Source organism: Neorhizobium populisoli (genome assembly GCF_019430945.1).
Taxonomy (GTDB): Bacteria; Pseudomonadota; Alphaproteobacteria; order Rhizobiales; family Rhizobiaceae; genus Neorhizobium; species Neorhizobium populisoli.
Window position 1 is genome coordinate 236,857 of sequence record NZ_JAHYCB010000001.1, and the last position, 22,313, is coordinate 259,169.

Consider the following 22,313-nt stretch of genomic DNA (forward strand, 5'->3'; position numbering starts at 1 on the left):
GTCAATCGGCGAACGCGGTCGAGTTAAGCGCTAGGAACGACAAATCCATGACAATCGGTGTTGTTATCGTCGCGGCGGGCAGAGGCGAACGGGCGGGTTCGCCTGAAGAGGGTCCGAAGCAATACCGCCGAATCGGCGGCAGGCCGGTGATCGCCCGCACGCTGGAGCGGTTTTTATCCTGGCCGCGCAGCGGGCCGGTGGTGGTCGTCATCCATCCGGACGACGCGGCGCTTTATGCCGCAGCCGTAGCGGATGTAGACGGTGCCGCCGATGTCATCACCACGTTCGGCGGCGAGACGCGGCAGCGCTCCGTCTATGAGGGGCTGACGGCGCTCTCCGGCACCGGGGCCACGCATGTTATGATCCATGACGCCGCCCGCCCGTTCGTCGATCACGACATGCTGGATCGCGTGGCGGCCGCACTTGATGCCGGTCATGACGGCGTGCTGCCGGCCATGCCGGTGACCGACACGCTGAAGCGCGGCGGCTCGGACGGGCTGGTACACGAGACCGTGCCGCGCGCCGGGCTTTATGCCGCACAGACGCCGCAGACCTTTTTGCTATCCTCGATCCGCACCGCGCATGAAAAGGCGGCGGCGCTGCGCCGCGAGGATTTCACCGACGACGCCTCGATCGCCGAATGGGCCGGATTGCCGGTCGCGCTGGTCGAAGGTTCGGTCGACAACGTCAAGCTCACCGTGAAGCGGGATATCGCCATGGCCGACGAAAAGCTCTCGCAAATGTCCTTCCCCGATGTGCGGACCGGCAACGGTTACGACGTACACCAGCTGGAGCCCGGCGATGGGGTGACGCTGTGCGGCGTATTCATTCCGCATGATTTCAAGCTTTCCGGTCATTCGGACGCGGATGTGGCGATCCATGCGCTGACGGACGCCCTGCTCGCCACCTGTGGCGCAGGTGATATCGGCGATCATTTTCCGCCATCGGACATGCAGTGGCGCGGTGCTGCGTCAAAAATCTTCCTGGCGCATGCGGCGAAGATCGTTCGCGAGCGCGGCGGGATCATCACCAATGCGGACATTTCGCTGATCGCCGAGGCGCCGAAAGTGGCGCCGCATCGCGACGCCATGCGTCAGAACCTCGCCGAGATTCTCGGGATCACTGTCGACCGCTGCTCGGTGAAGGCGACCACCAACGAGAAGATGGGCTTTGTCGGGCGCGGCGAAGGGATTGCCGCGATCGCTACCGCTACCGTCATCTATCGCGGGAGCGTGGCATGACGTTTTTCCCTGCCGATATCATCGAACAGACGCAGCGCATCATCACCGATTTTTCGGCACGCGGGCTGATGGTCTCGACCGCCGAATCCTGCACCGGCGGATTGATCGCCGGCGCGCTGACGGAGATTTCCGGCTCCTCCGCCGTCGTCGATCGCGGTTTCGTCACCTATACGAACGACGCAAAGATGGACATGATCGGCGTAACCACAGCGACGCTGATCGCGCACGGTGCCGTATCGAGGGAAACGGCGCTGCAGATGGTACATGGCGCCCTGTACCGCTCGCAGGCAGCCGTAGCGGTCGCCGTGACGGGCATTGCAGGTCCCGGCGGCGGGTCGACGGACAAGCCGGTCGGTCTGGTGCATCTGGCTGCGAAAAGCCGGTCCGGGAAGATCATTCATCGTGAAATGCATTACGGCGACATCGGCCGAACGGAAGTCCGGCTCGCGACGATCAGGACCGCACTGGACATGCTGGTAGAGGCGGCTGATTAACCGGGATCGGGGCAGGCCGAGAGATCCGGCCCGAAATCGGCTCGGGTAAAACCGTCACGCTCCGTCCAGGTTTTGCCGCCCGTGGCATAGATCGTCGCCATCCACTGGTCTCCGGTTTCGCGCTGCTTTTTGGCGGCCGCCTGAAAGTCGGGTTTCGCGCGCATCTCCTCAAAACACTTCACCACCATGGGCAGGTGAGGCACGGCGCGCGTAAAATACAGCGCCTGGAAATCGGCTGTGCTGCGCGCCTCGCCCGTCTCGATGGCCGCGACTTCCGCCGCATCGGCAGCCGACAGGTCGGCATCGAGGGTCTCGATATAGACCCGCTGCCCGGCGTCGCGGTCGGGAATGCCGAACCAGTCGCCATCGACGCCATAATGACGACTGACGATATCGATGTCCTGCAGTTTGGACTGAACGACGCTGATCGTCGTGAAGGCGAACGGCTTCGTCTCCTGCGACGAGGAGAAACGGCTGGTCTGCCTGATCTGGGCGACCTTGCCGACCGGCAGCGAGACGGGGTCCGGCTCATAGGCAAATTGCACATTGATGAACATGTCGAACTGCGCCATCCGGCGCGGAAACAGTTCCCGATCGACATAGGTCACAAGGGCGGGCGATGCATCGTCTTCCGAATGAATGACAATCTTCAGGTCCGGCGAAAGCCAGTAACCGCCGGTGATCGCCTTGCCGCCCTTGTCGGAGAGAATGACGTATGACCCGGCCTTGCGGATTTTTGAAAGATCGGCATCCGCTGCAGCCGTCATGTCACCGGAGAGCGAAAGCGCAGCCGCCGATATCATGCACATGAGATGTCTTACCATGTGAACCTCCCTGCGCCCTCCCGACGATCGGAAAACTATCCGTCGGGGCGAGACGCTTCGCAAGCGTGGGCGCTATTTGCTCGGCGGGCACATGTCGAACATCAGGAACTCGATTGTGCGGGGCATGTCCACCCTCTCCCACCAGCCGATATCCTCGTTCAGGAAATCCCTCGCCATGACGGTGTCGACCTTCTCATGATCGCTGCGTATTGCGGCCTTGTATTCTTCCGTCTTGCGCTTCTCGCGGATGCATTGGGTCAAGCTCGGGATGACGTCCGCCATCTCGGTAAAGATCACGTGGAAGTCGCCGGCGCTATCGGCCTTGCCCACCGTAAGACTGTCGACGCGCGCGGCGAGTTCCGAGGACAGATCGATGCCGAAAGGCTGCACATAAATCCGTCGACCCCATTGTCCCGGCGGGTCCTTCACATCCGTCTCTTTGAAGTAAACCAGGCTCGTGAGATTATAGCCGTTGATCGTGGAGGCGATCTTGGCGCGGATCGTCAGCTTGAACGGCGTGTCGCGCGGTTTGACCTGATCGGCAAGCAGGCCGACCTGCCGCCGGTTTTCGACCATGTCCCGCGACTGCCCGACATCGAGCGCGAGCGGATCGGTGGAATAGCTGTATTCGTAATTGAGGAAATAGACCGGCGCCGCGACACGCGTTGGGAAAAACTCGCGATCGACGAAGATCAAATTGCTCGGAGAACCGCCGGGCATGGATGCATGAGCAACGGCGCGCACATCAGGTGAAACCCAATAGGTGCCGGCAACCGGCTTCTTATTTTTGTCGAGGAACAGGACATAGTCGCCCGCCTCACCGATCTTGGCCGGTTCGGCCGATGCGGGCACGGCGCCCAGAACGCATGCGGCAAAAAACCATGCCGCCAGCCAGAGATGCCTGCTCATGCCGATCTCTCCCGTTCGGCAGGACTATCCTCCAGAACGGCCTTGGCGGCAAGGGTTGGGCTCAGGCGTAGATCTTGTCGGCCCGTTTCTCGAAAGCGTCGGTGAACATGCGGAAGGCGCGGTCGAACATCGAGCCCATCAGCGCGCCGAGGATCATGCTCTTGAATTCGTAGTCGATGAAGAAATGCACCACGCAGGCATCCGGCGATCCATCGGCCGCCGGCTCGAAACGCCAGCGGTTTTCGAGGTATTTGAACGGGCCCTCGATATATTTCACATCGATCGCCTGTTCTGCCGGATTGAGCAGGACCTGGGTGGTGAAGGTCTCGCGGATCGCCTTGTAACCCACGGTCATATCGGCCATCAGCAGCGCCTTGCCGTCGCGCTCCTTGCGGGAACGGATGCTCAACGCTTCGCAGAGCGGCAGGAATTGCGGATATTTCTCGATGTCGGCAACCAGCGCGTACATCTGTTCGGCGCTGTGCTTGACGGGGCGGCGGATTTCGAACTTGGGCATGTTCCGCAGTTAAGCGCCGATGCCGCGAAGATCAAGCCCCGAGAAGGGTCAAGAGGTGGCGCATTTCGCCGCGCGATTTGATGACGAGAACCGGGGTGTGCCTGGCATGGATTTCGAGACCTGACACTACGCGTGGTCCATAGACCTTCTCCCAGGTCCAGACGAATCGCAGGAAATCCAGATCGATCTTTTCCGGGCAACCGGGCGCCATCTCCGGACGGGTATCGCCCCTGTGTTTCAGCCAACGCCCGACGACACCCCAGATGCAAAGCCAGCGCGGCATCCTGACCCAGAGGACAATATCGCTGCGCGGCACGCGAATATCGAAAGTCGAGGTGTTGGTGCCGTCCATGATCCAACGCTCGCCGGCCGTCAGGATGCGGGTAAGCTCCAGTTGCTCCGCCTTGGGCCGCAGCACCCAGCCCGGAAGCCAGATGACGTCACGGTCGAGAGAAATATGGTCGAGGCCGAAACGGCTTGCGATTCGTCGCGACAGCGTCGACTTGCCGCCGCCGGAACAGCCGATGACGAGGATCCGATCTGCCTGCCGCACCTTGTCGGCAGCCTCCTCTACCCTCATGTAATTCACCTGGCCGTCGCCGGATCCGGTGTTCATCTTCGTTTCCCCGACTTCAAAGGTTCCCACGATCGTGAACGCCACTATCTACAACCGATGACAGGAGGATTTCATTCTCGCGCAGAGGGTATTATAGAAGACCGATAATGTTATGCCGCATTGCGGCCGACGACTCGCAAAGCCGCTGGCCGTTTGTCGATGTTGGATAGCATTCGAGATTAATAAAATTTAATGTTGGATTCATGTGGTTGTAATGATCCATGCACGCAATCGCGCGTATAAGGGACTCAATTCAACCACCAGCAGACCGGTCTCACCGGAAAGAAGCATCGATGGACGACTTTGCACAGATGATCAAGCTGCTCGAATCTGCAAGGCAGCTTGCCGATATGAACCAGCTCCCCATGCTTGCCTATCTCATTGAAATGGCAAAGGGAGAAGCGCGCGGACACCGCTTCACGCTGCGGGAAAGACGGCGCGGCCAGGACAAGCCCGAGAAGGTCCAGGCGGCGGAATAAGGATTTGGGATAAGGGCTGCCGCTTATTCGGCGGCAGCCAGCAGCTTCTTTTCGCGATTGGCCTTGAGGCGCGCGAAATCGTCGCCGGCATGATGCGACGAACGGGTCAGCGGGCTCGACGACACCATCAGGAACCCCTTGGTATAAGCGACCGTCTCGTAGGACTTGAACTCCTCCGGGGTGACGAAGGCTTCCACCTTATGGTGCTTCTTTGTCGGCTGCAGATACTGGCCGATGGTCAGGAAGTCGACATCGGCGGTGCGCAGGTCGTCCATCAGCTGCAGGACTTCATTCCGCTCTTCGCCAAGGCCGACCATGATGCCGGACTTGGTGAACATGGTCGGATCGAGTTCCTTCACCCGCTGCAGCAGGCGGATGGAGTGGAAATAGCGTGCGCCGGGACGAACCGTCAGGTAATTGCCGGGAACGGTTTCCATATTGTGGTTGAAGACGTCCGGCTTGGCGGCGACAACACGTTCCAGCGCACCGGGCTTCTTCAGGAAGTCCGGCGTCAGGATTTCGATCGTCGTATTCGGCGAAGCGGCGCGGATCGCCCAGATCACCTTTTCGAAATGTTCTGCGCCGCCGTCCTCGAGGTCGTCACGGTCGACGGAAGTGATGACGACGTGTTCGAGACCCATCTGCTTGACGGCCTTGGCGACGTTTTCCGGTTCGGCCATATCGAGCGCATTCGGCTTGCCGGTCGCGACATTGCAGAAGGCGCAGGCGCGGGTACAGATCTCGCCCATGATCATGAAGGTGGCGTGTTTCTTGTCCCAGCACTCGCCGATATTGGGGCAGCCCGCTTCCTCGCAGACCGTTACCAGCTTGTGTTCCTTCACGATCGACCGGGTTTCCTGATAACCCTTGGAAACCGGCGCACGCACGCGGATCCATTCCGGCTTGCGCATCACTTCCTGGTCGGGGCGATGCGCCTTTTCCGGATGGCGGACGCGCTTTTCATCCGAGAGCACCGTCCTGTCGAGAATGTTGACCATCAAAAACCTGCCTTCAACCGCGAATCCCGCGGGATTTCGTCAACGCCTGACGAGTTTGGCGACGAATAGCAAAATGCACGAGCCGATGAAACCCGTCACCAGGTAACCCAGCCATCCGCTGGCGACATAGATGCCGGCGCGGGAGAAGATCGCATTGGCAAGAACCGCGCCGACGATGCCGATCACGATATTCATGAAAATGCCGAAGCGGATATCCATCAGCTTGCCGGCCAGCCAGCCCGCGAGGCCGCCAATGATGATTGCTGCAATCCAACCCACGCCCATGTGATACCCCGTTTAAAATCTCTGCGAATGATATGGGCGGTCGCCCAGGCAATCGCAATATGTCGAGATGCCCCTCATCCGGCTGCCGCCACCTTCTCCCCGTCTGACGGGGAGAAGGGATATGCCGCGCCGTTTACCAAACTCTTGAACGTCAGGTTGGGCACGTTCCCTCTCCCCGCCTGCGGGGAGAGGGTTAGAGTGAGGGGCAAAGCTCCACACGCAATGCCAACCCACTAAAAGCAGACTTCAGATCAAGCGTTCAGCACACGCCCATAGGCATCCAGCACGCTTTCCTTCATCGTTTCCGAAATGGTCGGATGCGGGAAGATGGTGTGCATCAGGTCTTCCTCGGTCGTCTCCAGGTTCATGGCGACGACGAAGCCCTGGATGAGTTCGGTAACTTCGGCACCGACCATATGGGCGCCCAAGAGTTCGCCGGTCTTCTTGTCGAAGATGGTCTTGACCATGCCCTGGTCTTCGCCGAGCGCCACGGCCTTGCCGTTGGCCGCAAAGGAAAAACGGCCGACGCGGATGTCGCGACCCTGTTCCTTGGCTTTCGCTTCCGTCAGGCCGACCGAAGCGACCTGCGGGTTGCAATAGGTGCAGCCCGGAATCTTCAGCTTGTCCATCGGGTGGACGTTCGGCAGGCCGGCGATCTTCTCGACGCAGATGACCGCCTCATGCTCGGCCTTGTGAGCGAGCAGCGGCGGGCCGGCGACGTCGCCGATCGCGTAGATACCGGGTACGTTGGTCTTGCCGTAACCGTCGATCACGATGAAACCGCGATCGGTCTTCACGCCGACGGCTTCGAGGCCGATGCCTTCGACATTCGCCTGCACGCCAACGGCCGAGATCATCCGGTCGGCGGTGATGGTTTCCTTCGAGCCGTCCTTCTTTTCGATCGTCGCGGTCACCGAATTGGCGCCCTTCTCGACCTTGGCGACCTTGGCTTCGAGCAGGATCTTCATGCCCTGCTTGTCGAACTGCTTCTTGGCGAAGGCGGAGATTTCCGCGTCCTCGACCGGCATGACCTGCGTCATGATCTCGACGACGGTCACATCGACACCCATGGTGCGGTAGAATGAGGCGAATTCGATGCCGATGGCGCCGGAGCCCATGACCAGCAGAGACTTCGGCATTTCTTCCGGCTTCATCGCCTCGAAATAGGTCCAGATCAGCTTGCCGTCCGGCTCAATCCCCGGCAGCGCGCGCGGACGGGCGCCGGTGGCGACGATGATATGCTTGGCGGTGTAGGTGCCCTCGCCCAGCGTATTCTTCGGCACGGGACCCTGCGGCTCGACAACCGGCTTGGTCGACTTGCCGACAACGATCTCACCCGGTTTGGTGATCTTGGCTTCACCCCAGATGATATCGACCTTGTTCTTCTTGAACAGGAAGCCGACGCCGTTGTTCATGCGTGCGGCAATGCCGCGCGAGCGGGCGACGATCGCCTTGATATCCGGCTTGATCGAACCTTCCAGCACGAGGCCGTAATCCTTGGCGTGCTGGGCCGAATGCATGACGTCGGCGGTGCGCAGCAGCGCCTTGGTCGGGATGCAGCCCCAGTTGGAGCAGATACCGGCCAGATGTTCGCGCTCGACGACGGCAACCTTCATGCCGAGCTGAGCCGCGCGGATGGCCGCGATATAACCGCCCGGGCCGGAACCGATAACGATGAGGTCGTAGGATTGAGCCATTGCTTGTCCTGCCTTCTTTCATGGGGCGGTCAACGTTCAGGACCGCCGCTGGAACCTAACTAGAGACCGAGCATCATCCGGACGATGGGCTCGAGGCCCCGTCCGATGGCACGGGTATTTTCGGCATCGAGATGAATGCCATCGACCGGCGTCGCTCGGGCAACCGAGCCGGCGTCAAAGAAACCGCATTCCACTTCATCAGCCAGATCGCGATACAGCGAGGCCAGCATTTCCGATTCCGGTATCCCGCCGCGGAAAGTCGCCCCGGCAATCACATTGGCCGTCTCGCACAGCGACGGCGGCGCGACGATGAGGATTTCCGGCGTCTCGTAATCGCGGCCCCAGTCATGGAAGCGGATGAGGCTGACGAGCTTCTTGACGCCCTGCCGGGCGCCGATCGCCGTGCCATGGATCATCGGCTTCATGTCATTGGTGCCGAGCAGGATAATGACGAGATCGAGCGGGCCGTGGGTATGCAGCACGGTCGGCAACAGGCGGGCACCATTACGGTCGCAATCGGCGAGCCCGTCGTCATAGGCCGTTGTGCGGCCGCCGAGTCCTTCGGCGATCACCTGAACAGATGGACCGAGTGCGGCCTGCAGGACGCTTGGCCAGCGGTCTTCGAAAGCGTGCCGGTCGCCGGAGGCGGCATCGGTGCCCCAGGTGAGACTATCGCCGTAGCAGAGGACGGTTTTCATTTGGCTCATGTGGCGATTATTCCCTGCGAAACCCTTGCAAGCCCATCATGCAGGCCGAGTTTAATCACTTGCCTTTGGCCAGCGATTCAACCTTACGCTCAAGTTCGAATATCCGTTCTTCAAAATCGCCGGTAACGAATTTCGACATCATCGTATCAGCCGTCAGTGCCTGACGAATGGTTTTCTGACCGCTTTCGAGTTTATCCAGACGCTGACGAATTTCGGTGAACTGCTCCTGCATCTCGCTTCGCATTTCACGGAGCAAAGGTAGGATCATGTTGTCTGGTTCTTTAGCCATCAAATACCCTCCCTCACGGCCGCCGATCGTTGCGCTCTCTCCATAATATGGAGACCAGGCGGCCAAATGTCACGATGTGCGGAAACCGCTAACGACGCGGACACCCTCCCCGCAAGGGGGAGGGAGAGACCGGTGCTAAACCAGCATCGCCATCGGGTTTTCGATGTAGCGCTTGAAGGCGGACGCAAGTTCCGCACCGAGCGCGCCGTCAATGACGCGATGGTCGAAGGCGAAAGTGGCGGTCATGACCGTGCCGACTTCGATCTTGCCGCCACGAACGACCGGCTTTTCGACGCCGGCGCCGATCGAGACGATCGAGGCCTGCGGCAGATTGACGATCGAGGTGAAGCTCGAGACGCCGAACATGCCGAGGTTGGACACCGAGGTGGTGCCGCCCTGGTATTCATCCGGCTTCAGCTTCTTGTCGCGGGCGCGCTTGGCCATGTCCTTCACCTCGTTGGAGATGACCGACAGGGTCTTGGTTTCGGCCTTGCGGACGATCGGGGTAATCAGACCGTCCGGGATCGACACGGCAACGCCGACGTCCGAATGCTTGTGCAGCACACGGGCGGTCGAGGTCCAGGAGGCGTTCGCCATCGGGACTTCGCGCAGAGCCAGCGCCATGGCCTTGATGATGAAGTCGTTGACGGAAAGCTTGAAGGCCGGGACCTCGCCCTTCTCCGTCTTCTTCACCGGCGCCGAAGCGTTGATTTCGGCGCGAAGCTTCATCAGCGCGTCGAGTTCGCAATCCATCGAGATCGTGTAGGCCGGAACGGTCTGAGTCGACTCGGTGAGGCGCGCGGCGATCGTCTTGCGCATGCCGTCATGCGGCAGAAGCTCGTAGGAGCCTTCTGCGAACAGCTTGAGCACGTTGTCGTCCGACGGACCCTTGGCGAGAGCCGGGGCAGCGCCGGCGGATGCAGCCTGCGGAGCGGCAGCCGGGGCAGCCTTGGCACCACCGGAAGCAACGGCCTTCTCGATATCAGCCTTGACGACGCGGCCATGCGGGCCGGAGCCGGAAACTGCGGAAAGATCGAGACCGGCTTCCTTGGCGAGGCGACGGGCGAGCGGAGACGAGAAGGTCTTCGCGCCACCCGACGATGCTGCCGGGGCAGCAGCCGGCGCAGGTGCAGCGGCAGCTGGCGCCGGAGCGGGCTCGGCAGCCTTCGGAGCCGGTGCGGCTTCGGCCTTGGGAGCAGGAGCAGCTTCGGCATTTGGTGCGGAACCGGCGCCGGCAGCAGCGGCCGAAACATCTTCGCCATCGGCGGCGAGGATGGCGATCAGGGCATTGACCTTGACCGCTTCCGTGCCGGCCGGCACGACGAGCTTGGCAACGGTACCCTCATCGACGGCTTCCACTTCCATGGTCGCCTTGTCGGTTTCGATCTCGGCGATCACGTCGCCGGACTTGACCTTGTCGCCTTCCTTGACCAGCCACTTGGAGAGGTTGCCCTCTTCCATGGTCGGTGACAGGGCGGGCATGGTGATGTTGATCGGCATATTAATCCTCCGCCCAAACAAGTTCAAACTGGGCAAGTTCTTCGGGACTTTCCATGATCCGGGTAGCTTGCTCAGGAGGCACTTCGATATATCCAGCCACGTCTTCGAGCCAACCGTCCACCGCACCGATCACACCGATCTCTTCCCTCGGAACACCGACTATCACTTCGGTGTCCTCGGTCTTGATCAAGGCCCAAAACACGATTCTTTCAAGAACCGGCTTATCTTGCGATCCGATCACTCTGAACCACGAACCCGAAACGGGAAGAATCTGCTTCACAGAGGCTTTCGGCATGAGCCAGCCCCTTACTTGTAGCAGACGGTCTTCACCGCCTGGACCACTTCGCCGACATTCGGCAGAGCGAGCTTCTCAAGGTTCGCCGCGTAAGGCATCGGAACGTCCTTGCCGGCGATCGTCAGGATCGGCGCGTCGAGGTAATCGAAGGCCTGCTGCATGACGCGGGTGGCGATTTCGGTACCGACCGAGTTCTGCGGGTAACCTTCCTCGACGGTGACGAGGCGGCCGGTCTTCTTGACGGATTCGATGACGGTCGGAAGATCCATCGGACGCAGCGTGCGCAGATCGATCAGCTCGACATCGATGCCTTCCTTCTCGAGTTCGGCTACCGCCTTGGTCGCATAGGACATGCCGATACCGAAGGAAACGACGGTCACGTCCTTGCCCTTGCGGTGGATGCGCGCCTTGCCGATCGGCAGGACGAAATCATCGAGCTTCGGCACTTCGAACTGCTGGCCGTAGAGGATTTCGTTTTCGAGGAAAACGACCGGGTTCGGATCGCGGATCGCAGCCTTCAGCAGGCCCTTGGCGTCGGCAGCCGTGTACGGCATGACGACCTTGAGGCCCGGGATCTGGCTGTACCAGGAGGCGTAATCCTGGCTGTGTTGCGCGCCGACGCGGGCAGCAGCACCGTTCGGGCCGCGGAAGACGATCGGAGCGCCCATCTGGCCGCCGGACATGTAGAGCGTCTTGGCAGCCGAGTTGATGATCTGGTCGATCGCCTGCATGGCGAAGTTGAAGGTCATGAATTCGACGATCGGCTTCAGGCCGGCCATCGCAGCACCGACGCCGACGCCGGCAAAGCCGTGTTCGGTGATCGGGGTGTCGACGACGCGACGGGCACCGAATTCCTGCAGCAACCCCTGGGTGATCTTGTAGGCGCCCTGGTATTCGGCGACTTCCTCACCCATGACGAAGACGTTTTCGTCGCGGCGCATTTCTTCGGCCATCGCGTCGCGCAGTGCTTCGCGAACGGTGGTCATCACCATTTCGGTGCCGGCCGGAATATCCGGATCGGCGGCCGCCTGGGCGATCGGCTGGGCCGGGACAGCTGCGGCAACGGCCGGGTCAGCAGCCTTCGGTGCTTCTTCGGCCTTTGGAGCCTCAGCGGCAGGCGCCGGGGCAGCAGAGCCGATTGCATCAGCGCTTTCGCCATCCTGCAGAAGCACGGCGATCTTGGTATTGACCTTGACGTTTTCGGTGCCGGCTTCGACCAGCAGCTTGCCGATCACGCCTTCATCGACGGCTTCCACTTCCATGGTCGCCTTGTCTGTCTCGATTTCAGCGATCACGTCGCCGGAGGTGACCTTGTCACCTTCTTTTTTCAGCCACTTTGAGAGCGTGCCTTCTTCCATGGTCGGAGAAAGGGCGGGCATCAGGATATCGATTGGCATTGGGTTCCCTCCCCGCGATCAGAGCAGAATGTCGGTGTAGAGCTCGGACGCATCCGGCTCCGGATCGGCCTGGGCGAAATCGGCCGAATCCGAGACGATGTCGCGGATGTCCTTGTCGATCGCTTTCAGCTCGTCCTCGGTGGCCCAGCCCTTTTCGACGAGGCGCAGACGCACCTGTTCGATCGGGTCGTGCTCGGACCGCATCTTCTGCACTTCGTCCTTGGAGCGATATTTCGCCGGATCGGACATCGAGTGACCGCGATAACGGTAGGTCAGCATTTCGAGAATGATCGGGCCCTTGCCGGAACGGCAATGCTCGAGCGCCTCGTCAGCCGCAGCCTTGACGGCGCGCACATCCATGCCGTCGACCTGGATGCCCGGGATACCGAAGCCGGAACCGCGCAGCGAGTAGTTCGACTGGGCGGTGGCGCGGGCGGTGGAGGTGCCCATGGCGTAACGGTTGTTCTCGACGATATAGACGATCGGCAGTTTCCAGAGGGCCGCCATGTTGAAGCTCTCGTAGACCTGGCCCTGATTGGCCGCGCCGTCGCCGAAATAGGCGACCGAGACGCTATCGTTGTTGCGGTACTTGTTGGCGAAGGCGAGACCCGTGCCAAGCGACACCTGGGCGCCGACGATGCCATGGCCGCCGTAGAAATGCTTTTCCTTGGAGAACATGTGCATGGAGCCGCCCTTCCCTCGGGAATAGCCGCCCTTGCGTCCGGTCAGTTCCGCCATGACGCCACGAGCGCTCATGCCGGTCGCCAGCATGTGACCGTGGTCACGATAGGCAGTGATGACCTGGTCGCCTTCCTGCTGGGCCATCTGCATGCCGACAACGACAGCTTCCTGACCGATATAGAGGTGACAGAAGCCGCCGATGAAGCCCATGCCGTAAAGCTGGCCGGCCTTTTCCTCGAAACGGCGGATCAGGAGCATTTCACGATAGGCGTGAATGTCCTCATCCTTGCCGAAATCCGGCGTATTCTTGCCGGTGAATTCCTTGGATACGGCCTTGGCGGCAGTCCTGCTTGCAGACTTTGCCGCGGGCTTGCGGCCGGATACAGACGCGGTCTTGGTCGGCGCCATTCATCCCTCCCTTTAGAATTCTGCGTTTATAAAAACCATAGATAGGGCGAGCGCGCCAAAATGCCATTCAATGTCATTCCGGGACATCTCCCCCATGTCGCGGAACACCATAGGCAAGAAAATGTGCCACAGCAATGCCATAAATGCATGGCTCACATTCCGCGTAACGCAATGAAATGCTTAGCAGAATATGAAATTAACCGAAATGTGGTTAATTCTTGAAGTAGTTGTTGAAGATGACGATTTCGTCGCTTCTTGAGACATTCAGCTGATAACGGGCGATCTCGTCGAGCATGTCCTTCTCGAGAGAACCATCGCTCATGAGCTGAACCTGCCGCTCCAGAGATTCGCGCTTGGCGGTCAGCTTGGCAAGTTCCTCTGCGCGCGCCACGCGCTGACGTTCGAATTCCTCCGTGGCGATCAATCCCAGATCGCCATGCACGGAATGATAGCCGAAATACGAGAGAAAGGCGACGGTGATGGCAGGAAGAACGAAACGGCCGAATTTTCTCTGTTTGTGATGTTTGGTCCACATGCCGCTTCAACGCCTTGTCACGCTTGACGGATCGCACACGGCGGATCCGGAACAGACGTTCAAAATCGCAGAACTTGCTTAAGCAATCGTTGACCGAGGTCGGGATGTAAAAAGCCCGCGCTTTTGAGCGCGGGCTTTGATTGTACAACTGATGTTGCGACTGCCCCTCATCCGGCTGCCGCCACCTTCTCCCCGTTCTGACGGGGAGAAGGACATATGCCGCACCGCCTGTGACTACCTCGACTTTGCGTGGGGCACGTCCCCTCTCCCCGTCAAAACGGGAGAGGGTTAGGGTGAGGGGCAAAGCAGCTCAGATCTTCAGGATCGAAGTCCCGGCATAGGCCGCCTGCGGACCCAGCATCTCTTCGATGCGGATCAGCTGGTTGTACTTGGCCATGCGGTCGGAGCGCGACAGCGAGCCGGTCTTGATCTGGCCGCAGTTGGTGGCGACCGCGAGATCGGCGATCGTCGAGTCTTCGGTTTCGCCCGAACGGTGCGACATGACGGCGGTGTAGGCAGCCTTGTGGGCGGTCTCGACGGCGTCGAGCGTTTCCGTCAGCGAGCCGATCTGGTTGACCTTGACGAGGATGGAGTTGGCGACACCCTGCTTGATGCCGTCGCGCAGGCGTGCCGAGTTGGTGACGAACAGGTCGTCGCCGACGAGCTGAACCTTGGCGCCGATCTTGTCGGTCAGCGACTTCCAGCCGGCCCAATCGTCTTCGGCCATGCCGTCTTCGATCGAAGCGATCGGGTATTTCGCAGCGAGTTCGGCCAGGTATTCAGCCATGGCTTCCGGCTCCAGCGTGCGGCCTTCGCCTTCCATGACGTATTTGCCGTCCTTGAAGAATTCGGTCGAAGCGCAATCGAGACCGAGGAAGACGTCGCCGCCCGGCTTGTAGCCGGCCTTTTCGATCGACTTCATGATGAAATCGAGGGCTTCCGGGGCGCTCTTGAGGTTCGGTGCAAAACCGCCTTCGTCGCCAACGTTGGTGTTGTGACCGCCGTTATGCAGTTCCTTCTTCAGCGTATGGAAAATTTCCGAGCCGATGCGGACGGCGTCGCGCAGCGTTTCGGCGCCGACCGGGAGAATCATGAACTCCTGGAAGTCGATCGGGTTGTCGGCATGGGCGCCGCCGTTGATGATGTTCATCATCGGAACTGGCAGGACGTGGGCGCCGGCGCCGCCGACGTAACGATAAAGCGGCAGGCCGGCCGATTCGGCTGCAGCCTTGGCGACGGCGAGCGACACGCCGAGGATGGCGTTGGCGCCGAGGCGCGACTTGTTCGGCGTGCCGTCGAGCGCGATCATCGTCTTGTCGATATGGATCTGGCTTTCGGCATCGAAACCGCCGATCGCATCGAAGATTTCTGTGTTGACGGCTTCGACGGCCTTCTCGACGCCCTTGCCGAGGTAACGCTTGCCGCCGTCACGCAGTTCGACGGCTTCGTGTGCGCCGGTGGAGGCGCCCGACGGGACGGCCGCGCGGCCCATGGAACCGTCTTCAAGATAGACATCCACCTCAACGGTCGGATTGCCGCGGCTGTCGAGGATTTCGCGGGCGATGATATCGGTGATGGCGGTCAAGGGTCTCTCCCTGGGTTGCTATAAGGTGGGCGGCATGTGCCACTGAAAATGTCTCATAATCAGTGACACGAGAATTACATCCAAGCCATTTTCAGGCACAAGTCGCGTTTCGCGGCTTCCGAAGACCGATCAGGCGGCCTTCGCGATGGCATCCAGCGCCAGCAGCTTCTCAAGCAGCTGCGGCATGTCCTTCAGATAAACCATGTTCGGGCCATCGGACGGGGCGTTGTCCGGATCCTCATGGGTTTCCACGAAGACGCCGGCGACGCCGACGGCGACGGCCGCGCGGGCGAGAACCGGCACCATGGTGCGGTCACCGCCTGAAGACGCGCCCTGCCCGCCCGGCTGCTGCACGGAATGGGTGGCATCAAAGATCACCGGCGCCCCGGTGGAGGCCATGATCGGCAGCGAACGCATGTCGGAAACGAGCGTGTTGTAACCGAAGGAAGCACCTCGCTCGCACAGGAGCACATTCGGATTGCCGCTCTGGGTGATCTTGCTGAGCACGTTCTTCATGTCCCAAGGCGCCAGGAACTGGCCCTTCTTGACATTGATCACGCGCCCCGTATTGGCGGCGGCGACAAGCAGGTCGGTCTGGCGGGACAGGAAGGCCGGAATCTGCAGGATATCGACCGTTTCGGCGACGATCGCGCACTGCTCTTCCGTGTGGATGTCGGTCAGGACCGGGAAACCGAATTCCTTCTTGAGATCGGCGAAGATTTCCATGGTCTGATCGAGGCCGATGCCGCGCTTGCCGGAAATCGACGTGCGGTTCGCCTTGTCGAACGAGGACTTGTAGACGAGCCCGATGCCGAGCTTTCCGCACAGTTCCTTGAGCGCACCGGCCATCATGAAGGCATGGTCGCGGCTTTCCATCTGGCAGGGGCCGGCGATCAGCGACAGCTTGGCATTCTGCGCGAACACGACCTGACCAGCGCCCTCACCCACGACGACGCGCGAATTGGCAGTAACTTCCATAAGACTACTCCTCGAAGCCGAACAACACACCTTGTCCGGCAGCGGCGGACACGAGAACGCGGCCTTCCCTGCGGACGAATGCGACGTCATTAGCAGCAAGGGTTATCTCTGTCACGGCAAGATCAGCGGTCTTGAAGATCACCGCACGGCCGATAAGCCCGACATCGGCGATTGCAGAGCCGAGCGTAAACTCGGTCTGCAGCTCGTCATTGTTCAGGACGCGGATGCGAACATTGCCGGCTACAAGCTCCAGCCCGGTCGGCAGGAGATCCGCCTTGCCGAGCATGACCTGCTCGACCAGCGGCGAAAAATCGGACGGTGCTTCGGCGGACAGAATGATTTCACTCAAGCCGGTCACCATATTGGCGTGCCGCTCGAGCTCGCTGCGGTCCGCCGGCAGCGGATTGACCCGTTCGACGGCGAACATGAAGAAGTCGGGCGCGCGATCATCGCCTGCGAAGGCCAGGCGGAAGCTTGCCTCGGTTTGCGACCCGTCCGGCATGGGTACGCTGCGCGAGAATTCCAGCATTTCACCGGCTGACATGCCGCGCATCCTGAATCGCGCATGATCGGCCGTCGCGTCGATGGAAGATGCAACGATCGCCGACAGGCCTTGCCGGTTGCGCGCCTTGCGGAACGCGATGTCGCGTGTGGTGAAAACATTGCCGCGTTTCGCGGTCAGTCCCGCAAGGCGGCGATTGGCCACCGCCAGCGGCTCCAGGTAGCTGCCATCGGCAAAGAACACGCAAGCATTGGCGGTACCGAAAGGATGGAAAGCATCCGGCGCGACAGTAAAACCAAGGTCGGACAGCCGCGAACGCGCCGCCGCCAGTTCCTTCACCGGCAGCACGAGATGGTCGATCGTTCTTGCATTCACGCGGAAGCCCCCACTGTGCGGAATCGCGAAAGTACATTGGCAGCAGCTGAGCGCCGCGCAAGTGGTGCGATGCAAGATATCTGACAGTGATCTATGAAGAAAAAATCATCATACTTCACGAAAATTTAGGGACTTGTGGAACACATATGGAACATATAGGGTCCGTTCTGGATTTGTTTCCGACTCGGGATTTTGTTTTCCGACTCTCAAGGGTGCCGAACATGCTCACGCGCAAACAGCAGGAATTGCTTCTGTTCATTCACGAACGCATGAAGGAATCCGGCGTGCCGCCTTCCTTCGACGAAATGAAGGATGCGCTGGACCTCGCATCCAAGTCCGGCATCCATCGCCTGATCACCGCACTCGAAGAACGCGGCTTCATTCGCCGCCTGCCGAACAGGGCGCGCGCACTCGAAGTCATCAAGCTGCCGGAAGCCTATACACCGAGCCTGCAGCCGCGCCGTGGCTTCTCCCCGGGCGTCATCGAGGGCGGCCTCGGCAAACCGCAGCCGGCCCCTGCGCCGAAGCCGGCACCGATCGTTGCCGAGAATTCGAATTCCTCCACCGTCCCGGTGATGGGCCGCATCGCCGCTGGCGTGCCGATCTCGGCAATCCAGAACAATACACATGACATCGCTGTACCAGCCGAAATGCTCGGCTCCGGTGAGCATTATGCGCTCGAGGTCAAGGGCGATTCGATGATCGAGGCCGGCATTCTGGACGGCGATACGGTGGTGATCCGCAACGGCACCACGGCCAATCCGGGCGATATCGTCGTGGCGCTGGTCGATGACGAGGAAGCTACGCTGAAGCGCTTCCGCCGCCGCGGTGCGTCAATCGCTCTCGAAGCGGCAAACCCGGCTTATGAAACGCGCATCTTCCCGCCGGACCGGGTGAAGATCCAGGGCAAGCTGGTCGGCCTTATCCGCCGTTATCACTGAGGATCAGCCTAAAGGCCTCGGGTAGTTCCGAATCGAAAGCCCGGCTTCGCCAGTCGTAATGACGGTGCCGGTTCCAGGGGCGGTCTTCGCCTGCGAGAGCTGTCCGGACCAGCCATTTGCGGAAGTCGGACGTATCGCCAAGCGTGATTTCGAGTGCGCCCGTCTGGCGAAGCATGTTGCCGTTGACCATCAGCGCATCCGAACGGCAGGTGTCGAACCTGGCACGCGGCGCGACTACCAGATGGGCGACATCGCAGGCCATTCCCGCATACCGTCCATCTTCGACGACAGCGACGACGATACCGTTCTCCGTAACGATGGCGCACCAGGTGCGCGGCTGGCAGGTGAACTTCTCAGGCGAAATCTTTTCCATCTGCGCGCGTGCGGCGTTCAACGCCGCCGGCGTCAATGGTGCACGCCGATCCTGTTTGACCCGGAGAGGATCTGCCCCGGTGGACACAAGTTGCGGCCCGGCTGCATCGCCAATCATCAGCGCCCTTCGCCACTGATCGTAGATGAAATCCGGCGGCTTGGTCCGGTTGGTCAGTACGCGCTCACCTTCAAGCAGTGCCAGGGTCGTACCGTCCTCGGAGATCAGAAGCTCCGGCAGAGGCCGATCGCGTTCCTGCCACGACAGGACAAACGCCAGAGCGATGAACGGGGCACCCGCCAATCTGAGTTTCGTTCTGAGAAGCGTCAGCAGCAGGAAGCCTGCAGCAGCGAGGACCAGGAACCAGGCATGCTGGCGGCCGACGCCGACATCGCCTCCCCAGCCGGCGACGTGCTTGGCGATATCGATGACAAGTTCGAGGCCGAAACCCATCAGCTGGAGGAAAGGGCCTTCAAGACCGAAAGGCATCAGCAACATGCCCACCAGCCCGGCCGGCATGACGATGAACGAGATGACCGGCATGGCGGCCAGATTGGCGGCAAGCCCGTAAGTCGCGATACGATGAAAATGCTCGACGGAGAACATCGCGGTCGAGATGCCGCCGATCAGCGACGTTACGAAGATGCCGGCAACGAAGTTCCATGAACTCAATACCGGCGTCACTGCAGGGTGACGAAAGAGAGGCTTCTCGGGATCGCGCCCCTCCGACCGCCTTTTCCAGAGCGCATACCCTGCCACCAGCGCCACGGTGGCGGAGAACGACATCTGGAAGCTCGGCCCCAGGATTTCCGACGGCGCCATGGCGATGATGATCAGCGCGGAGATTGCGACGTTGCGCAGGCTGATTGATGGCCGGTCGAACAAGACCGCGACGAGCAGCACGGCCATCATGATATAGGCGCGTTCGGCAGACACGCCGAAACCCGAAATCAGATAATAGGCGGTCACCATCAGGAGTGCGCCGAAGGCAGCGATCTTCTTGATCGGATAAGCCTGGGCAAAGCCGGTAAACAGCGATAGGACGGTGCGGACGCCGACAAAGAAGATGCCTGCGGCAAGCGCCATGTTCAGCCCGGAAATGGCGATGATATGGGCAAGGCCGGCCAGCCGAAGCGCCTCCGTCGTTTCTTCGGAAATGGCGCGTCTCTCATCGGTGACGATCGCCGCCGCGAAAGCGCCCGCGTCACCCGGTACGGTCGCGCGGATGCGATTGCCGATCTCGCTTCGCAGAGCGAAAAGCTGCCTTTCGATCGCTGCAATCAGGCCTGTAGACGAGACCGGACCGGTCTCTTTCTTGGGCGCCCCATAAAAGAAGCCGACGGCGCCGATGCCGTCGTAAAAGGCCGAGAACCCGAAATCGTTCAGACCCGGCAATGCCGGTCCGGAGGGGGGCGACAGCCGCGCCCTGCCCGTCAGCCGCTCGCCGAGCTCCGCCGGAACGTGGCGGGCCGCCGCAAGCAGGCTCACCTTCTGCGGCTGGCGGCGGATTTCCGGATCGGTCGTGCCTTCGACCCGCACCAGGTAACGCCAGCGGCCGCGCGCGTCGACTTCGCGGCGCTCGACCACGCCTGTGACATTGGTCGTCACGGCAGAGTCGATCAGCACGGTGCCGCGCCGCCAGGTCTCGAATTCCGCAAGCATCATGCCGCCGAGGAAGAGCGCCATGCCGAAGGGTAAAAGACGCGGGACGCCAGCGTGGTGGCGATTGATCAACGCCGTCAGCGAAAGGACCAGAAAAGCAACAAGATAAGGCCAGAACGGCGGATCTTTGGCGAGCGTGAACCAGCACGTCGCTCCTGATCCGATCAAAACCGGCACAAAAAGAAAACCGTGCCCATAGGCGACCTCTTCCGCCAGCATCGACGGAATGCCTTGCCGCAAGCGCGTGGCGCGTCTCACTAGCCGACGGCACATGCCGCCTTCCGTGCGGCGCCCCGCAGGCGGAATCCGTCCGGGCAAAATTTGGCCGAAATCTTGATTCGAGCCTGAGTCGGATATTAAACGGTCGCGCGACGATACGGGCCGATCAGATATCAGCCCGCCTTCCTCCCCCCTTCCGGAAAAAGCATCATCCTCCCGCATGAAAATGCCCGCTCCGCCCTGCGGCGATCCCACGCCGCAATGCAACCTGCGCGCTTCTGTATGCGGCGTCAACTCTTTCTGAACACTCAGTAATCTATGAGTGTCAACCAGGCTTGCAACAGCAAGTTGGACATCAAACCATCAAGGGCTGCCCAAACTTTTTTCGCGCTGCACAAAATGCCATCACGACAGCTTGGCATCAGCATACGGATCATATAGCAAAGTGTGGGACGCTTAATTCTTGTGGCGCTTTTAGGGCGCCACGCCGCCAAAAGGTTGGAGGATCAGCATGACGGATAAAAGCGCAAATCTGGTAATCGGTGACAAGAAAGTCGACCTGGCTATCAAGTCCGGCACGATCGGCCCTGATGTGGTCGACATCGGTGCCCTCTACAAGCATACCGGTACCTTCACCTACGACCCGGGCTTCACCTCCACGGCGTCTTGCGAGTCCAAGATCACCTATATCGACGGCGACGAAGGCATTCTTCTGCACCGCGGTTATCCGATCGAGCAGCTTGCCGAACAGGGCGACTTCCTGGAAACCTGCTATCTGCTGCTGTACGGCGAACTGCCGACCGCTGCGCAGAAGAAGGACTTCGATCATCGCGTCACCATGCACACGATGGTGCATGAGCAGATGAGCCGCTTCTTTACCGGCTTCCGCCGCGACGCCCATCCGATGGCCGTCATGTGCGGCTGCGTCGGCGCGCTGTCGGCCTTCTATCACGACTCGACCGACATCACCGATCCGCACCAGCGCATGGTCGCTTCGCTGCGCATGATCGCCAAGATGCCGACGCTCGCCGCCATGGCCTACAAGTACCATATCGGCCAGCCCTTCGTTTACCCGCAGAACAATCTCGACTACGCGTCGAACTTCCTGCGCATGTGCTTTGCCGTACCGTGCGAAGACTATGTGGTGAACCCGGTTCTCGCCCGCGCAATGGACCGTATCTTCACGCTGCATGCCGACCACGAGCAGAACGCCTCGACCTCGACCGTTCGTCTGGCCGGCTCTTCGGGCGCCAACCCGTTTGCCTGCATCGCGGCCGGCATTGCCTGCCTCTGGGGCCCGGCCCATGGCGGCGCCAACGAAGCAGCGCTCAACATGCTGCAGGAAATCGGCACAGTCGATAAGATCCCGGAATACATTGCCCGCGCCAAGGACAAGAACGACCCGTTCCGTCTGATGGGCTTCGGTCACCGCGTCTACAAGAACTACGATCCGCGCGCCAAGATCATGCAGAAGACCACGCATGAAGTTCTCGGCGAACTCGGCCACAAGGACGATCCGCTTCTGCAGGTCGCCATGGAGTTGGAGCGTATCGCGCTCACCGACGAATACTTCATCGAAAAGAAGCTCTACCCGAACATCGACTTCTATTCGGGCATCACGCTGAAGGCGATGGGTTTCCCCACCACCATGTTCACCGTGCTCTTCGCCCTCGCCCGCACCGTCGGCTGGATCGCCCAGTGGGCCGAAATGATCGAAGATCCGCAGCAGCGTATCGGCCGCCCGCGTCAGCTCTACACGGGCGAAGCTCAGCGCGATTACGTTCCGGTTTCCAAGCGCTAAGCCGCTTC

Annotated in this window: 23 protein-coding genes; 5 read left to right on the forward strand and 18 right to left on the reverse strand. The window is 60.7% G+C overall.

The annotated features are described in order from the left end of the window. The first annotated feature begins 47 nt into the window (after positions 1 to 47). Both KX729_RS01090 and KX729_RS01095 read left to right on the forward strand, forming a co-directional pair. On the forward strand, positions 48 to 1,241 hold the full coding sequence (locus tag KX729_RS01090) for a bifunctional 2-C-methyl-D-erythritol 4-phosphate cytidylyltransferase/2-C-methyl-D-erythritol 2,4-cyclodiphosphate synthase (protein ID WP_219740604.1): 1,194 nt from the start codon (positions 48 to 50) through the stop codon (positions 1,239 to 1,241). Next, positions 1,238 to 1,735, forward strand: coding sequence for a CinA family protein (locus tag KX729_RS01095; RefSeq protein ID WP_219740605.1), 498 nt, complete (start codon positions 1,238 to 1,240; stop codon positions 1,733 to 1,735). The genes KX729_RS01090 and KX729_RS01095 overlap by 4 nt, the downstream gene beginning before the upstream one ends. Here the strand turns inward: KX729_RS01095 and KX729_RS01100 are convergent. From KX729_RS01100 to KX729_RS01115, 4 genes are all read right to left on the reverse strand, one after another. Further along, positions 1,732 to 2,559 carry a hypothetical protein gene (locus tag KX729_RS01100; protein ID WP_219740606.1) on the reverse strand — a complete coding sequence of 276 codons (828 nt, stop codon included), beginning with the start codon at positions 2,557 to 2,559 and terminating at the stop codon, positions 1,732 to 1,734. The two genes, KX729_RS01095 and KX729_RS01100, sit on opposite strands and share 4 nt — an antisense overlap. 72 nt (positions 2,560 to 2,631) lie before the next feature. Continuing rightward, a complete protein-coding gene (locus KX729_RS01105) occupies positions 2,632 to 3,468 on the reverse strand; it encodes a hypothetical protein (RefSeq protein WP_219740607.1) in 837 nt (278 codons plus the stop codon). A 61-nt stretch (positions 3,469 to 3,529) separates the two neighbouring features. Next, positions 3,530 to 3,985, reverse strand: a complete 456-nt coding sequence (locus KX729_RS01110; RefSeq protein ID WP_025603479.1) for a type II toxin-antitoxin system RatA family toxin — start codon at positions 3,983 to 3,985, stop codon at positions 3,530 to 3,532. A gap of 31 nt (positions 3,986 to 4,016) precedes the next feature. Continuing rightward, entirely contained in the window at positions 4,017 to 4,601 is a 585-nt protein-coding gene (locus KX729_RS01115; RefSeq protein ID WP_219740608.1) for a P-loop NTPase family protein, read from the reverse strand. Positions 4,602 to 4,894: 293 nt separating this feature from the next. Between KX729_RS01115 and KX729_RS01120 the strand changes: the two genes are divergently transcribed. Beyond that, positions 4,895 to 5,080, forward strand: coding sequence for a hypothetical protein (locus tag KX729_RS01120; protein ID WP_025602944.1), 186 nt, complete (start codon positions 4,895 to 4,897; stop codon positions 5,078 to 5,080). 23 nt (positions 5,081 to 5,103) lie between these two features. Here KX729_RS01120 and lipA read toward each other — a convergent pair whose 3' ends face one another. The 13 genes from lipA to KX729_RS01185 all read right to left on the reverse strand — a co-directional run bounded on the left by lipA (position 5,104) and on the right by KX729_RS01185 (position 17,312). Next, positions 5,104 to 6,078 (reverse strand): lipoyl synthase, encoded by a 975-nt coding sequence (gene lipA / locus KX729_RS01125; protein WP_025602943.1) that lies wholly within the window; start codon positions 6,076 to 6,078, stop codon positions 5,104 to 5,106. A 39-nt stretch (positions 6,079 to 6,117) separates the two neighbouring features. After that, a complete protein-coding gene (locus KX729_RS01130; protein ID WP_025602941.1) occupies positions 6,118 to 6,363 on the reverse strand; it encodes a GlsB/YeaQ/YmgE family stress response membrane protein in 246 nt (81 codons plus the stop codon). Between the two features lie 251 nt (positions 6,364 to 6,614). Continuing rightward, positions 6,615 to 8,060, reverse strand: a complete 1,446-nt coding sequence (lpdA, locus tag KX729_RS01135) for a dihydrolipoyl dehydrogenase (RefSeq protein ID WP_219740609.1) — start codon at positions 8,058 to 8,060, stop codon at positions 6,615 to 6,617. A 59-nt stretch (positions 8,061 to 8,119) separates the two neighbouring features. Next, on the reverse strand, positions 8,120 to 8,758 hold the full coding sequence (locus tag KX729_RS01140; RefSeq protein ID WP_219741190.1) for an SGNH/GDSL hydrolase family protein: 639 nt from the start codon (positions 8,756 to 8,758) through the stop codon (positions 8,120 to 8,122). A 64-nt stretch (positions 8,759 to 8,822) separates the two neighbouring features. Further along, the gene (locus KX729_RS01145; protein WP_219740610.1) at positions 8,823 to 9,056 is read right to left on the reverse strand and encodes a hypothetical protein; all 234 of its coding nucleotides are present in this window, start codon (positions 9,054 to 9,056) and stop codon (positions 8,823 to 8,825) included. 135 nt (positions 9,057 to 9,191) lie between these two features. Then, positions 9,192 to 10,556, reverse strand: coding sequence for a pyruvate dehydrogenase complex dihydrolipoamide acetyltransferase (locus tag KX729_RS01150; protein WP_219740611.1), 1,365 nt, complete (start codon positions 10,554 to 10,556; stop codon positions 9,192 to 9,194). A 1-nt stretch (position 10,557) separates the two neighbouring features. Beyond that, on the reverse strand, positions 10,558 to 10,851 hold the full coding sequence (locus tag KX729_RS01155) for a hypothetical protein (protein ID WP_219740612.1): 294 nt from the start codon (positions 10,849 to 10,851) through the stop codon (positions 10,558 to 10,560). Between the two features lie 11 nt (positions 10,852 to 10,862). Next, positions 10,863 to 12,248 carry a pyruvate dehydrogenase complex E1 component subunit beta gene (locus KX729_RS01160; RefSeq protein WP_219740613.1) on the reverse strand — a complete coding sequence of 462 codons (1,386 nt, stop codon included), beginning with the start codon at positions 12,246 to 12,248 and terminating at the stop codon, positions 10,863 to 10,865. An 18-nt stretch (positions 12,249 to 12,266) separates the two neighbouring features. Continuing rightward, a complete protein-coding gene (gene pdhA / locus KX729_RS01165; RefSeq protein WP_025602929.1) occupies positions 12,267 to 13,337 on the reverse strand; it encodes a pyruvate dehydrogenase (acetyl-transferring) E1 component subunit alpha in 1,071 nt (356 codons plus the stop codon). A 211-nt stretch (positions 13,338 to 13,548) separates the two neighbouring features. Beyond that, entirely contained in the window at positions 13,549 to 13,872 is a 324-nt protein-coding gene (locus KX729_RS01170; protein WP_025602927.1) for an FtsB family cell division protein, read from the reverse strand. A gap of 310 nt (positions 13,873 to 14,182) precedes the next feature. Next, on the reverse strand, positions 14,183 to 15,457 hold the full coding sequence (eno, locus tag KX729_RS01175; RefSeq protein WP_219740614.1) for a phosphopyruvate hydratase: 1,275 nt from the start codon (positions 15,455 to 15,457) through the stop codon (positions 14,183 to 14,185). Between the two features lie 129 nt (positions 15,458 to 15,586). Beyond that, positions 15,587 to 16,435 carry a 3-deoxy-8-phosphooctulonate synthase gene (kdsA, locus tag KX729_RS01180; protein ID WP_219740615.1) on the reverse strand — a complete coding sequence of 283 codons (849 nt, stop codon included), beginning with the start codon at positions 16,433 to 16,435 and terminating at the stop codon, positions 15,587 to 15,589. A gap of 4 nt (positions 16,436 to 16,439) precedes the next feature. After that, a complete protein-coding gene (locus KX729_RS01185) occupies positions 16,440 to 17,312 on the reverse strand; it encodes a VOC family protein (RefSeq protein WP_219740616.1) in 873 nt (290 codons plus the stop codon). A gap of 221 nt (positions 17,313 to 17,533) precedes the next feature. Here KX729_RS01185 and lexA point away from each other — a divergent pair, with 221 nt between their 5' ends. Beyond that, positions 17,534 to 18,253, forward strand: a complete 720-nt coding sequence (gene lexA, locus KX729_RS01190; RefSeq protein WP_219740617.1) for a transcriptional repressor LexA — start codon at positions 17,534 to 17,536, stop codon at positions 18,251 to 18,253. Here lexA and KX729_RS01195 read toward each other — a convergent pair. Further along, positions 18,234 to 20,558, reverse strand: a complete 2,325-nt coding sequence (locus KX729_RS01195) for a ComEC/Rec2 family competence protein (RefSeq protein ID WP_246617343.1) — start codon at positions 20,556 to 20,558, stop codon at positions 18,234 to 18,236. The genes lexA and KX729_RS01195 overlap by 20 nt on opposite strands. A gap of 457 nt (positions 20,559 to 21,015) precedes the next feature. On the opposite strand from KX729_RS01195, the gene gltA reads away from it, so the two are divergent. Beyond that, positions 21,016 to 22,305 (forward strand): citrate synthase, encoded by a 1,290-nt coding sequence (gene gltA, locus KX729_RS01200; protein WP_219740619.1) that lies wholly within the window; start codon positions 21,016 to 21,018, stop codon positions 22,303 to 22,305. Positions 22,306 to 22,313 lie beyond the last annotated feature (8 nt).

Excerpts from the sequence above, each read along its gene's own strand:
- KX729_RS01150 (WP_219740611.1), bottom strand. The coding sequence starts at position 10,556 with ATGCCGATCAACATCACCATGCCCGCCCTGTCACCGACCATGGAAGAG.
- lipA (WP_025602943.1), bottom strand. The coding sequence starts at position 6,078 with ATGGTCAACATTCTCGACAGGACGGTGCTCTCGGATGAAAAGCGCGTC.
- gltA (WP_219740619.1), top strand. The coding sequence starts at position 21,016 with ATGACGGATAAAAGCGCAAATCTGGTAATCGGTGACAAGAAAGTCGAC.
- KX729_RS01100 (WP_219740606.1), bottom strand. The coding sequence starts at position 2,559 with ATGGTAAGACATCTCATGTGCATGATATCGGCGGCTGCGCTTTCGCTC.
- KX729_RS01130 (WP_025602941.1), bottom strand. The coding sequence starts at position 6,363 with ATGGGCGTGGGTTGGATTGCAGCAATCATCATTGGCGGCCTCGCGGGC.
- KX729_RS01120 (WP_025602944.1), top strand. The coding sequence starts at position 4,895 with ATGGACGACTTTGCACAGATGATCAAGCTGCTCGAATCTGCAAGGCAG.
- KX729_RS01095 (WP_219740605.1), top strand. The coding sequence starts at position 1,238 with ATGACGTTTTTCCCTGCCGATATCATCGAACAGACGCAGCGCATCATC.
- KX729_RS01145 (WP_219740610.1), bottom strand. The coding sequence starts at position 9,056 with ATGGCTAAAGAACCAGACAACATGATCCTACCTTTGCTCCGTGAAATG.
- KX729_RS01155 (WP_219740612.1), bottom strand. The coding sequence starts at position 10,851 with ATGCCGAAAGCCTCTGTGAAGCAGATTCTTCCCGTTTCGGGTTCGTGG.
- pdhA (WP_025602929.1), bottom strand. The coding sequence starts at position 13,337 with ATGGCGCCGACCAAGACCGCGTCTGTATCCGGCCGCAAGCCCGCGGCA.
- KX729_RS01195 (WP_246617343.1), bottom strand. The coding sequence starts at position 20,558 with ATGTGCCGTCGGCTAGTGAGACGCGCCACGCGCTTGCGGCAAGGCATT.
- KX729_RS01170 (WP_025602927.1), bottom strand. The coding sequence starts at position 13,872 with ATGTGGACCAAACATCACAAACAGAGAAAATTCGGCCGTTTCGTTCTT.
- KX729_RS01090 (WP_219740604.1), top strand. The coding sequence starts at position 48 with ATGACAATCGGTGTTGTTATCGTCGCGGCGGGCAGAGGCGAACGGGCG.
- KX729_RS01110 (WP_025603479.1), bottom strand. The coding sequence starts at position 3,985 with ATGCCCAAGTTCGAAATCCGCCGCCCCGTCAAGCACAGCGCCGAACAG.
- KX729_RS01115 (WP_219740608.1), bottom strand. The coding sequence starts at position 4,601 with ATGAACACCGGATCCGGCGACGGCCAGGTGAATTACATGAGGGTAGAG.
- KX729_RS01105 (WP_219740607.1), bottom strand. The coding sequence starts at position 3,468 with ATGAGCAGGCATCTCTGGCTGGCGGCATGGTTTTTTGCCGCATGCGTT.
- lpdA (WP_219740609.1), bottom strand. The coding sequence starts at position 8,060 with ATGGCTCAATCCTACGACCTCATCGTTATCGGTTCCGGCCCGGGCGGT.
- kdsA (WP_219740615.1), bottom strand. The coding sequence starts at position 16,435 with ATGGAAGTTACTGCCAATTCGCGCGTCGTCGTGGGTGAGGGCGCTGGT.
- lexA (WP_219740617.1), top strand. The coding sequence starts at position 17,534 with ATGCTCACGCGCAAACAGCAGGAATTGCTTCTGTTCATTCACGAACGC.
- KX729_RS01140 (WP_219741190.1), bottom strand. The coding sequence starts at position 8,758 with ATGAAAACCGTCCTCTGCTACGGCGATAGTCTCACCTGGGGCACCGAT.
- KX729_RS01160 (WP_219740613.1), bottom strand. The coding sequence starts at position 12,248 with ATGCCAATCGATATCCTGATGCCCGCCCTTTCTCCGACCATGGAAGAA.